This is a genomic window from Amycolatopsis sp. NPDC051903 (genome assembly GCF_044452505.1).
In the GTDB taxonomy this organism is placed as follows: Bacteria; Actinomycetota; Actinomycetes; order Mycobacteriales; family Pseudonocardiaceae; genus Amycolatopsis.
Genome location: NZ_JBITBT010000016.1, coordinates 182902 through 194666, shown reverse-complemented (window position 1 = coordinate 194666; position 11765 = coordinate 182902). Strand labels below are relative to the sequence as shown.

The window sequence follows — 11765 nt, the reverse complement described above, 5'->3', positions numbered from 1 at the left end:
TGTTCCAGGGCGGCAAGCCGGTGAAGCAGATCGTCGGTGCCAAGCCGAAGGCCGCGCTGCTGTCCGACCTGTCGGACGTGCTCTGACCGAGCTCGCGCTGTCCAGCTGCTGAGAACCCGGGCCTGCGGGAATCGCCCCGCGGACCCGGGTTCTCGCACGTTCGGGCGAAGTGTCCGTGGCCACGATCACGCAGGTGCACGGGCGTGTCCGACCTGTGGGGGCTTGTGCCCGCCCGGGTCATACCAACCGGGCCTGCGCGCTCACCGAGAGTTCACAGGGCACAATGGGTGCCTGAGCTAGCCACCCACACAGGTTTCTTGTTTCGCATTTCGCGCCGAGCTGGTTTCGGTGCCTTAGGAAGAGCGAGGAGTGCATGCGGGTACTCCGCCGCGGTGACGCCGGTCCGGACGTCGCCGAGATCAGGTCGATCCTTGCCGGGATGGACCTGCTCCCGCCGGTGGCGGGGACCGAGACGTACGGCACCTTCGACGCCGCCGTCGAGCACGCGGTGCGCGCCTTCCAGCAGCGCCGCGGGCTCATCACCGATGGTGTCGTCGGCCCGGCGACGTTCCAGGCGCTGAAGGGCGCGAGCTTCCACTTGGGGAGCCGTCCGCTGCAGTACATGCTGTCGTCGCCCGTGCAGGGCGACGACGTGTTCGCGCTGCAGGAGCGCCTCACGGAGCTCGGCTTCGACGCCGGCCGCCCCGATGGCTACTTCGGTCCCCAGACGGAGCGCGCGCTGAAGACGTTCCAGCGCGACATGCGCCTGTCGCCCGACGGCATCTGCGGCCCGGCCACGATCCGCGAGCTGCACCGCCTTTCGTCGCCGCGCGCCCGCGGCGGGCGCCCGGTGTTCCTGCGCGAGCAGGAGCAGGTGCGCCAGGCGGGCCCGCGCCTGCGTGGCAAGCGCATCGTCATCGACCCCGGCCATGGCGGCGAAGACCTCGGCGTGGTCGCTGGCGGCCTGCGCGAGGCCGACATCGCCTGGGACCTCGCCCGGCGGCTCGAGGGCCGCATGCAGGCGACCGGCATGGAAGCGTTGATCTCGCGGGGCCCCAACCACAGCCCCACGGACTTCGAACGCGCCCGCTTCGCCAACGACGCCGGCGCCGACCTGTTCCTGAGCCTGCACAGCGACGGCAACGGCTCCCCGCGCGCCCAGGGCGTCGCCAGCTTCCACTTCGGCACGGGCAACGGCACCACCTCCACCGTCGGCGAGCTCCTGGCCGGCTACATCCAGCGCGAGGTCGTCGCCCGCACAGGACTGCTGGACTGCCGCACCCACTACAAGACGTGGGAGATCTTCACCCGCACGCGCTGCCCCGCGGTCCGCGTGGAGATCGGCTACCTCACCAACCCGGACGACAGCCGCAAACTCGGCGACCCCGCCTTCCGCGACATCGTCGCCGAAGGCATCCTCATCGCCGTGAAACGCCTGTACCTCCTCGGCGAAGGCGACCAGCCCACGGGCACCTTCACCTTCGCCGACGTCCTGGCCCACGAACTGGCGAAGGCCGAGTAGGGCTCAGCGGTTCGGCCCGCCGGGGTCGGGTATGGGTCGCTACGGGCTCCAGGCGGGCTTCTACCGGGCGGTATCGGTTTGGCCGGGTTGCGCCACCGGAGCGGGGTTGTTCCAACATCAGCGCGTGACTCGGCCGTTCGCCGCGTCGGTGTGGTCTGTCCGCCGCTGACTCACCTGCTGCGAGCTGGTGCTGTGGCCTGAGCGCCTGGTTCCCGGGTTGCGGCATCGTCGCACTGGACCGCTCGATGCGGCCGGCTCTGGCGCCGCCTGGTAAACCCGGAGTGCCCCGCCGCAAGCCGCACAGGGAGTCCGGCTGTCGTCCAGGCCGGTGGTGCTGACCGAACTGGCTCGATCCCGCTCGCCGCACCGCCGACTCGAAGGGTCGACGCGACCGGCTCTGCAGTTGGCCGCCGCTCCCGAGAACTGGACTGGCCTGCCGCAAGCCACATCAGCACCGACGGCCCAAATCCCGGCTGCCGTCGACCGCGCCGATTCGCGCCGGTCTTCCGGCCAAGGCCCGACCGGCGCCGGCCACCGTCGGTTGGGCTGTTGATGGCCTCCGCAAGCCTTGCCGGACTTTTGTACGCGGAGCGTGCTTGATCACGCGAGCCGGACTGGCATTGCCACCACAAGTCCGACTGGCATTGGCCCCGCGCGTCGAAGCGAACCCGCCAGCCGCGGCGGGCGGGTCGGAGATGGCCGCGAATCCGCCTGCGTCACTCACCGCAAGCTGGACTGGTGTCGGCCGCTTGAGCCGAGCTGGCTGAGTGGGTGGGCCATCGCTACTCCGGCTCGATCCGGCTGCCACAGCGGACGCGGATTGCGTCACTGCGAATCGAGCTGGCGCGGCCGACCTCGCTCACCGCCCGATTTGTGGCGGGTCACGCGTCCAGGCGCCGTATCGCGCCAACTCGCCCGGATCCGCTGCCCGGTGAATGCGGGCGACCCCACGGAACTCGGCACGAGCACCACCGTGTTGAGAAAACGTTCGTCCGCTACACCCTGGTCCAGACCTCGCCCTCGGAAACTCGGTCCGAGCAAGCCAGGATCCGCGGTTCGCCGCCGCACGCTCGCGTCGCGACTCGCCAACGCCGGCTGGTCCATCCAAGCCAGGCACCCAGCTCTCGATCGAATCCCGCGGGATCTCAGACACCGCAGGCTCTTCAAGCCACCGCGACCCGATCACCGTCCCCATCGGAGTCGGCACATCGCCGCGACGGCGAGAACCCCGAGCTCCCCGACTCAGAGCCACAGCCACTCTCCGTCACGATTAGTCGCCCTGCGGGCAAGGCCGCGGCCGGGAGCGAAACGCCGTTCACTAGACCGCGGCCTGTGCACAACTCCGCCCGAACCCCCGCAACTCGAGCGCCGATCATCCACCCCAGTGGACTAGTCCACCGATAGACAGAAAACGGAGCCTCGCCACCGCTTATGCCCCCACCGGCGGCTGCCACAACCCGTTGCGCCCCTGCCGCCCGCGGCACACCACACCTGGGGGCAGCCCCCACCCTCCACGGGGGGCGTCCCCAACTCCAGTCTACCCATCCACAGGTTTTCCACGGCGCCTATCAGGGATCTGTGGATAACTCGGGGTTTCTTCCACAGTTGTGCACAGGTGGCGAAATCGGGTATTTCGGGCTGGGTAAAACCGTGGTAGGAGGGCGTCACGAAGATCTTTCGGGCGGTGTGTCGAACGGGTCGGGGCGGTGGCGACGTTCGGGGTGCGAGGACAGGAGGACAGCGATGAGTGGCACGAAGTTGACCTCGGAAGACGCAGTGCGCGCGGCGACCGGGCGTGGCTGGGACGAGTGGGGTGAGCTGCTCGACGCGTGGGGAGCGCGCGGGCGCAGCCACGGGGAGATCGCCGGCTGGATGGTCGACGAACAGGGCGTCGGGAGCTGGTGGGCACAGACGGTGACGGTCGAGTACGAGCGGTCCCGCGGCATGCGGCCGCGCAACGGCGGTCGCGACGGGCTGTTCACGGTGAGTGCGAGCCGGACGGTGGAGTGCCGGTCGGGGAGCTCTACCGCGCCGTCGTCGACGCGGAGATCAGGCAGAAGTGGCTGGGGGACGACCAGCTGACGCCGCGAACGACGCAGCAAAACCGTTCGGCGCGCTTCGATTGGGGCGACGGCGCGATGCGGGTGAACGTCGGTTTCGTCGACAAAGGGACACGCGCGCAGGTCGCGCTGGCGCACGAGCGGATCGCCGACGAGAAGACCGCGGCCGAGCTGAAGGTGTACTGGAAAGACCGCCTCACCCAGCTGAAGAAGCTGCTGGAGAGCTGATCAAGCCCGCCCGAGGCTCGGCTCCGCCGTCGTGATCGTCACCTGGCCGAGCAGGCGTTCGAGCGCAGCCTCGACGTCTTCCTTCCAGGTGATCGCCGAGCGCAGCTCCAGCCGCAGCCGCGGCCACTTCGAGTGGGGCCGAACCGTCTTGAAGCCGACGCTCTGCAGGAACGCGGCCGGCAGCACGCACGTGTGCTGCCCCAGCGGGTCGGCTTCGTCGGGCTGCGCGTCGCCGAAGGCTTCGATGGCGCGGACGCCGCGCTTGGTCAGGTCTTTGGCTACGGCTTGCACAAGCATCCGGCCCAAGCCGCCGCCGCGGAACTCCGGCAGCACCTGGAACGCGGTCAGCAGCACGGCGTCGGCGCTGGGCGGCGACGTCGGGAAAGCCAGGGCGCGCGGCACGGCGTTCGGCGGCGCGTACAGGACGAAGCCGACCGGCAGCGTGTCGCTGTAGACGATGCGGCCGCAGGAACCCCACTCGAGCAGGACGCTGGACACCCAGGCTTCCTTCTCGACCTCGGTGGACCCGAACTCCTCGGCCTGGGCCTTGAGGTGCGGCGCAAGCTCCCAGTACACGCAGCGACGGCACCCCTTGGGCAGGTCTTCGAGGTTGTCGAGTGTGACGCCCACCACGCGACGTGACACCTGAAACCTCCCTCGAAACCCCGCACCCAACACTCACCACCGGCCCAGGCACCTGCAAGAGCGCAGGAAGGACCGGAAGAGCCATCCGAAGAATAGGCCGATGTGATGAGCGCCGGAAGAGCGGGGAGCGCTAAGAGGCCACGGTTACACTCGTTGGATCTACCCACAGGTACCACCGAGCCCTCAGGTGTGTCGATGACCGAAAACCGCCCCGTCAAGCCGCAAGCCGGCCGCCACAATCTCGACCCGCACCTCGACCGGTACGCCGCGCGCACCGCCGGGATGACCGCTTCGGAGATCCGGGCGCTGTTCGCGGTGGCCAGCCGGCCCGAGGTCGTCTCGCTCGCGGGCGGCATGCCGAACCTCGCCGCGCTGCCGCTCGACACGCTGTCGACGCAGGTGGCGGAGATCATCGCCGAAGACGGGCTGGTGGCGCTGCAGTACGGTTCCGCGCACGGGATTCCGGTGCTGCGCGACCAGATCTGCGACATCATGGCGCTCGAGGGGATCAAGGCGCACCCCGATGACGTCGTCGTGACCGTCGGCTCCCAGATGGGTCTGGACATGGTCACGCGGCTCTTCTGCGATCCGGGTGACATCGTGATCGCCGAAGGACCGTCGTACGTCGGTGCGCTCGGCTCGTTCGCGGCGTACCAGGCGCAGGTCGTGCACGTGGCGATGGACGACCAGGGGCTCGTGCCCGAGGGGTTACGCGAGGCGTTGCGCCAGGCCGAGAAATCGGGCCGGCGCGTCAAACTTCTTTACACCATCCCGAATTTCCACAACCCCGCCGGCGTGACACTCGCCGTGGAGCGGCGTGCGGAGATCGTGGAGATCTGCCGCGAGCACGACGTGCTGATCGTCGAGGACAACCCATACGGGCTGCTCGGCTTCGACGGCCAGACGTACCCGGCGCTGCGCTCGATGGACCCCGACAACGTGGTGTACCTCGGCTCGTTCTCGAAGACGTTCGCCTCCGGCCTGCGCGTCGGCTGGGTGCTCGCGCCGCACGCCGTGCGCGAAAAGCTCGTGCTGGCGGCGGAATCCGCGACGCTGTGCCCGCCGACGTTCAACCAGATGATCGTCTCGCGCTACCTCGCGACGCACGATTGGAAGGGCCAGATCAAGAAGTTCCGCGAGAACTACCGGGAGCGCCGCGACGCGATGCTCTCGGCGCTCAACCAGCACCTGCCGCCGGGCTGCTCGTGGACGACACCTGAGGGCGGCTTCTACGTGTGGGTCACCGTGCCGGAAGGTGTTGACACCAAAGCGATGTTGCCGCGGGCCGTCACCGCTCGCGTGGCGTACGCGTCGGGCACCGGCTTCTACGCCGACGGCTACGGATCGCGCCAGATGCGCCTCTCGTACTGCTACCCGACGCCCGAGCGCATCCGCGAGGGCGTGCGCCGGCTGGCCGCGGTGCTGGAGTCCGAAATGGACCTCAGCCGCACCTTCGGTAGCGTGAAGGCGCGCACCATCTCGGGGCCGGAAACCCCGTCGCCGGACACGGTCTGACCGGTCCAACAGCAGAACTAAGGAGTTCCCTCGGTGGTCGACCGTACCGTTGCCGTGCTCGCAGGCGGGCTTTCCCACGAACGCGACGTCTCCCTCCGTTCGGGCCGCCGGCTTTCGGCCGCGCTGCGCGCCGAGGGGCTGACGGTGGAGGAGTGGGACACCGACGCGGGCCTGATCGAGCGCCTGCGCACGCAGCGGCCCGACGCGGTTGTCGTCGCGCTGCACGGTGGCGAAGGTGAGAACGGCTCGGTGCAGACGGTGCTGGAGATGCTGGACGTGCCGTTCGTCGGCACGAGCTCCCAGGGCTGCCGCCGCGCGTGGGACAAGCCGACGGCAAAGGCGTTCGTTCAGCAAGCCGGGTTCTCGACGCCGGACTGGATCGTGTTGCCGCACAGCACTTTCCGCGAGCTGGGCGCGCAGTCGGTGCTCGACGCGATGGTCGAACGGCTCGGCCTGCCGCTGATCCTCAAGCCAGACCAGGGCGGCTCGGCGCTCGGCACGCAGGTCGTTCGCGAGGCCTCGGAACTGCCCGCCGCGATGGTCGGTTGCTTCGCCTATGGCGACACCGTGCTCGCGGAGCGGTTCGTCGACGGCGTCGAGGTGGCGGTCACGGTCGTCGAAGGCGAACACGGCGCCGAGGCACTGCCCGCGGTCGAGATCGTGCCGGAGAGCGGCGTGTACGACTACACCGCGCGCTACACCGCCGGCCTCACGGACTTCTTCACGCCCGCGCGGATCACCGAAGAAGCCGCGAAGGCGGTCGGTGAGCTGGCCGTCGGCGCGCACCGCTGGCTCGGCCTGCGCGACATCTCGCGCACGGACGCCGTGATCACGGCCGACGGCACCGTCCACTTCCTCGAGGTGAACCTGTCGCCGGGCCTGACCGAGACGTCCACCGTGCCGATGGCGGTCGAGGCGGCGGGGAAGTCGCTCGGGTCGGTGTTCGCGGATCTCGTGTCGCGGGCCGTCGCGCGCGCCAGCTGATCACCGCGCACGGTAGAGGTCGCGCAGGAGCGCGATCTCGGCTCCGTGGTGCAGCACTTCCTGGTTGACCCACCACACGATCTCGAGGAACTGCTCGTCCGGATCGCTGCCGTGGGGATAGGTGCACAGCCCGACGGTGTCGAGGGCCGTGTCGTCGACGTTCAGCAGAGCTTTCCGCCACGTGGCTGCGTTCGTCTCGAAGTCGGTGATCGCGCTCGCGGCGTCGCCGAGCACAACGTAGTCGTCGCGAGTCGCCGTGTGGGTGCCGGTGGCGTGGTCGGCTCGCAGGGCGAGCATTTCGCTCAGGTGCGACAGGCGCCAGGCGATCGTCGTGACGGGCGGCGGCCAGGGGTGGGGGTACGACGTGGCGTCGCGTCCCCAGTCGCCGCGGCCGGCGAGCACCGTCGCCCGCGGTCCTGGACCGTCCGCGCGGCGCCGCACCGACCAAGATCCCGATGCCGGTTCCCAGTGGAACTCGTCGTCGGTCATGGGGCGGACGGCGACGGGCGTGCCGTCGCCGCTGTCGACCGTCGGGCCGCGGAGGCGGTCGGTGAGGCGACCGCACGCGAAGTCGAACTGGCGAAGCAGCAGAGCCAGGCGCGGTGGGATCACGGAACGCTCCCGGGTGGCGGATCGAATTCCGTCACCATCCCAGATCCGGCGCCGCGCGGCCGCCGGTTTTCGGGGCGGCCGCGGTGACCACCCAGAGTGCCGTTGGCGGCGGCGGTGAGCAATCATCACCGTGACGAAACGGCCCTGGGTGATCCCTAGTCGGTTTCCGATGTCGGATTCGCCGGTTTTCCGTCCGAGTTCGCGTCGATGATCGAGACGATGCGCTCGAGGTCGTCGACCGAGCCGAACTCGAGGACGATGCGCCCCTTGCGGCGGCCGAGGTCGACCTTCACGCGGGTGTCGAAGCGATCGGACAGGCGGTTGGCGAGCTCCTGCAGACCCGGCGCCTGGATCGGCTTGCGGGGAGCGGGCTTCGGCTTCGCCGGCTTCTCGCTCTTCTTCAGCGTGACGGCTTCTTCGGTGGCGCGCACCGACATGCCTTCCGCGACGATCCGGGCCGCCAGCTCTTCCTGGCTCTCCGGGTCCTCGAGCGACAGCAGCGCCCGCGCGTGGCCGGCCGACAGCACGCCCGCGGCGACGCGGCGCTGCACGGGCAGGGGGAGTTTGAGGAGCCGGATCGTGTTGGTGATGACCGGGCGGCTGCGGCCGATGCGGCTGGCGAGCTCCTCGTGCGTCACCGCGAACTCGTCGAGCAGCTGCTGGTACGCGGCCGCCTCTTCGAGGGGGTTCAGCTGAACGCGGTGGATGTTCTCGAGCAGCGCGTCGCGCAGCATGGACTCGTCGGCGGTCTGCCGGACGATCGCGGGGATCGCCTCGAGCTCCGCCTGCTGCGTCGCGCGCAGGCGCCGCTCGCCCATGACGAGTTCGTACTCACCGTCGCCGAGTTCGCGGACGACGATCGGCTGCATGAGCCCGAACTCGCGGATCGAGTGCTCGAGTTCGGCGAGCGCTTCTTCGTCGAAGACCTGACGGGGCTGCTTCGGGTTCGGCTTGACGGCGCTGACCGGGATCTCCCGGTAGACGGCGCCGGCGACCTCGCCGCCCGCCGGCGTCGCCGCACCGTTGGCCGCGAACCAGCCCTTCTCTTCACGCGTCGCGTTGTCCGCGGGCGCGCTGCCTTCGACGGCGGAGGGCGCCGGGCCGGCCGTGGTGGCCGGCCCGGTGGGGATCAGGGCCGCGAGCCCCCGGCCCAGCCCTCCTCTGCGCTCAGTCATGCGGTGTTGCTCCTTCCATCGTTCGCGCCCCGTTCCGCGATCTCCTTCGCCGCGTCGAGATAGCTCATGGCGCCACGTGAACCCGGGTCGTAGGAGAGCACGGTCTGGCCGTAGCCGGGCGCTTCCGAGACCTTCACGCTCCGCGGGATCACGGTCTTCAGGACAGTGTCGCCGAAGTGGTTCCGGACCTCGTTGGTGACCTGGTCGGCGAGCTTGGTGCGGCCGTCGTACATCGTGAGCAGGATCGTGGACACCCGGAGCTCGCGGTTGAGGTGCTGCTGCACGAGCTCGATGTTGCTCAGCAGCTGCCCCAGACCCTCCAGCGCGTAGTACTCGCACTGGATCGGGATGAGCACTTCCTGCGCGGCCACCATCGCGTTGACGGTCAGGAGACCGAGCGACGGCGGGCAGTCGATGAAGACGTAGTCGACGCCGATCTGGTCGAGGATCTCCGACGAGAGCGCCTCCTTGAGCCGCGTCTCGCGGTTCGCCATGGAGACGAGTTCGATCTCGGCGCCGGCGAGGTCGATCGTCGCGGGCACGCAGTAGAGGTTCGAGGACTGCTCACTGGCGGCGGCCGCCTCGGCGAGCGACACCTCGCCGATGAGCACCTCGTAGATCGACGGCGTGCCGGAGCGGTGGTCGATGTCGAGCGCAGTGCTGGCATTGCCCTGGGGGTCGAGGTCGATCACCAGAGTCTTCAACCCGTGCACGGCGAGCGCGGCTGCGAGGTTGACGGCGCTCGTCGTCTTGCCGACGCCGCCCTTCTGGTTGGCGACCGTCAGCACGCGTCGATGGGTGGGGCGGGGGAGCATCCCTTCCTTCGGGTGCAGGACGCTCGCGGCTCGGACGGCTTCTTCGGCGATCGGCGTCCAGCCCAAGTCGTGGCCGGTGCGCGCAGGGTCGGACGGCGGGGGATTCACCGGTCTCGACACCTCCTCTTCATAGACGACTCGTTGGCGTTCGAACCGCGCTGTTTCACGTGGAACGTCGCGGCTGTGCTCGTGCACTTAACTCCGCCTGCCGCGAGGCCGGGGCGGCTTCGGTGGCAGGCGGCGGATCATCACGACCGTGCTGGGGACCTCGAGTACTGCTTTCCCGCACTCGGCGAGTTCCGGATCGGCACCGCCGGCCTTACGCACGGCTTCGCGGTCCCGCTCGATTTCCTCTCCCGCGCTAGCCCCTTTGAGCGCTACCACGCGACCCTCGGGACGAACCAGCGGAAGGCACCAGCCTGCGAGCCGAGCGAGAGGGGCGACCGCGCGAGCGGTGACGACGTCGGCGCCACCGAGCTGTTCGCGCACAGACCGCTCCTCCGCGCGTCCACGGACGATGGTGATCGGGAGTTCCAGCTTCTCGGCGACCTCAGCCAGCCAGTCGACCCGGCGGGCCATAGGTTCGAGGAGAACGATAGCGAGGTCCGGCCGAGCGATCGCGAGCGGTACACCCGGAAGTCCCGCGCCCGAACCGACGTCGACCACGCTCGCCCCATCCGGGATCTGCTCCCCGATGACGGCCGAGTTCAGCACGTGCCGTTCCCACAGCCGCTCCACTTCCCGCGGCCCGATCAACCCACGCTCAACCCCGTGCGTCGCCAACAGATCGACGTACCCAGCAGCCTGGTCGACGCGGTCCCCGAACACTTCCACCGCCGCGGTTCGCACCGTGTCGGTGGCGCCGTCCAAGCCCACTGCATCCACTCCTCGGTCCGCGCGTTTCACGTGAAACGCGCTCGTTCGATTGTCCCCGATGCCGCGCCCAAATCGAGCCGACAGACCGCAACTGTGGACAACTCCACTCGGGGAGCCGAACGTCTGGGGATGGTTTCACGTGGAACCGCGCGCCGCGGGACGGAGGGGGAGCGAGACTGGGCGGCGGGCGAGTTTCACGTGAAACACCAAACGTGTAATTCGACCCATCCACGCCGAGCAACGCCGCGACGCCGACGGCTCCGCGGCGACGGCGCGTGGGCCGCCACCTGACACCGAGCGACGGATCTGGGCGGAGCACTCAGGACCTCCGCCAGGAGACGGCGGCGGAACAGGCGTCGTGCCGCGGGCGAACGCGGTGTGCCGGATCGAGCGACCAGACCGCGCCGGGCACGTGCGAGTTGAACCGTCCTTCGACGACGTTGCGATCGCGCAGGCCGACCGCATCGAACTCCGCGCGCGGCCACCACGTGAGCCCCGACGCTTGCCGAGCGCGGCGCGATGGGAAGTTCGGCAATCGCCGCGACTATGCCGCGGGCGCGCAAGTGCCCACCGATCGTCCGTGTGAGGCGGCTGATGGTGGCCGCGTCGGGATCCGCACGCGCCAGCCTCGAGTCGATCAACGTCGCCCATCAACCAACCCGGCGGCGCCCGCTGCGATCAGCAGCCGCGGCAGGACGGCTCCGCCAGCTGCCCGCGCAGTCGAGGCGCCTCGGCGCCTTCAGACCAACGCGGCAGCGAGAAGGGCTCGGCCGCAAGCGGCGGGTCCGGAGACGGATGGCTCGGGCCGAGGGCAGTGGTCGGCGGAGTCGCCTCGACGGGAGGCGTTGAGGATGAAGGCCGACCGTCGAGGCGCGTCGGGACCGAGGCCGGCGGCCGACACCGCGCATCGACCAGCCCGGCCGAAACCGCCGCGGACCGAACCGCCGCCGGCTTGTCCCGCCGAGCGAACCCGGACGGATGAAGGCCGACCGTTGAAGCGCGCGGGACAAAGGCCGATCGCCGACACCGCGCATCAACCAGTCGGGCCGAAACCGCCGCGGAACGAACGCCGCCGGCGTGTCCCGCCGAGCGAACCCGGGAGAGGCGAAGGCCGACGGTCGAGGCGCGTCAAGGACCAAGGCGGAACGCCAGGCGCCAAACCCATGGCGCCCGGACCCGACCACAGCACCAAAGCAGAGCCACCCGGAACCCGGACACAAAAGAAGCGGGGCCCCCGCGCTTCTACGCGGTGGGGGGGGCGCACAGTGCAACGCTACCACCAGAGGGAATGAGCGGGGGGTGCCCCCACCGGGGCGATCACAAACACGCGCGC

9 protein-coding genes and 1 pseudogene are annotated in these 11765 nt (G+C 69.7%); 5 read left to right on the top strand and 5 right to left on the bottom strand.

The window, feature by feature from the left end:
* From ACIA77_RS29565 to ACIA77_RS29555, 3 genes and pseudogenes are all read left to right on the top strand, one after another.
* A pseudogene (locus ACIA77_RS29565) lies at positions 1–86 on the top strand (thiol reductase thioredoxin); the annotation flags it as partial.
* A gap of 287 nt (positions 87–373) precedes the next feature.
* Entirely contained in the window at positions 374–1522 is a 1149-nt protein-coding gene (locus ACIA77_RS29560) for an N-acetylmuramoyl-L-alanine amidase (RefSeq protein ID WP_395889260.1), read from the top strand.
* Positions 1523–3528: 2006 nt separating this feature from the next.
* Positions 3529–3810 carry a hypothetical protein gene (locus ACIA77_RS29555; protein ID WP_395889259.1) on the top strand — a complete coding sequence of 94 codons (282 nt, stop codon included), beginning with the start codon at positions 3529–3531 and terminating at the stop codon, positions 3808–3810.
* Here ACIA77_RS29555 and ACIA77_RS29550 read toward each other — a convergent pair whose 3' ends face one another.
* The gene (locus ACIA77_RS29550) at positions 3811–4455 is read right to left on the bottom strand and encodes a GNAT family N-acetyltransferase (protein WP_395889258.1); all 645 of its coding nucleotides are present in this window, start codon (positions 4453–4455) and stop codon (positions 3811–3813) included. It abuts the gene before it with no gap.
* Between the two features lie 195 nt (positions 4456–4650).
* On the opposite strand from ACIA77_RS29550, the gene ACIA77_RS29545 reads away from it, so the two are divergent.
* Positions 4651–5970: a PLP-dependent aminotransferase family protein gene (locus ACIA77_RS29545; protein ID WP_395889257.1), complete on the top strand. Its 1320-nt coding sequence runs from the start codon at positions 4651–4653 to the stop codon at positions 5968–5970.
* 33 nt (positions 5971–6003) lie between these two features.
* Positions 6004–6954, top strand: coding sequence for a D-alanine--D-alanine ligase (locus tag ACIA77_RS29540; RefSeq protein WP_395889256.1), 951 nt, complete (start codon positions 6004–6006; stop codon positions 6952–6954).
* On the opposite strand, the gene ACIA77_RS29535 is transcribed toward ACIA77_RS29540, so the two are convergent.
* From ACIA77_RS29535 to rsmG, 4 genes are all read right to left on the bottom strand, one after another.
* A complete protein-coding gene (locus ACIA77_RS29535) occupies positions 6955–7566 on the bottom strand; it encodes a DinB family protein (RefSeq protein ID WP_395889255.1) in 612 nt (203 codons plus the stop codon).
* A 155-nt stretch (positions 7567–7721) separates the two neighbouring features.
* A complete protein-coding gene (locus ACIA77_RS29530; protein WP_395889254.1) occupies positions 7722–8741 on the bottom strand; it encodes a ParB/RepB/Spo0J family partition protein in 1020 nt (339 codons plus the stop codon).
* A complete protein-coding gene (locus ACIA77_RS29525) occupies positions 8738–9664 on the bottom strand; it encodes a ParA family protein (protein WP_395889253.1) in 927 nt (308 codons plus the stop codon). The genes ACIA77_RS29530 and ACIA77_RS29525 overlap by 4 nt, the downstream gene beginning before the upstream one ends.
* A gap of 87 nt (positions 9665–9751) precedes the next feature.
* Positions 9752–10432, bottom strand: coding sequence for a 16S rRNA (guanine(527)-N(7))-methyltransferase RsmG (gene rsmG / locus ACIA77_RS29520; protein WP_395889252.1), 681 nt, complete (start codon positions 10430–10432; stop codon positions 9752–9754).
* Positions 10433–11765: the final 1333 nt, after the last annotated feature.

What these genes read in the sequence shown, in the direction of transcription:
- ACIA77_RS29560 (WP_395889260.1), top strand. Translation starts at nt 374, where the DNA reads ATGCGGGTACTCCGCCGCGGTGACGCCGGTCCGGACGTCGCCGAGATC.
- ACIA77_RS29545 (WP_395889257.1), top strand. Translation starts at nt 4,651, where the DNA reads ATGACCGAAAACCGCCCCGTCAAGCCGCAAGCCGGCCGCCACAATCTC.
- ACIA77_RS29530 (WP_395889254.1), bottom strand. Translation starts at nt 8,741, where the DNA reads ATGACTGAGCGCAGAGGAGGGCTGGGCCGGGGGCTCGCGGCCCTGATC.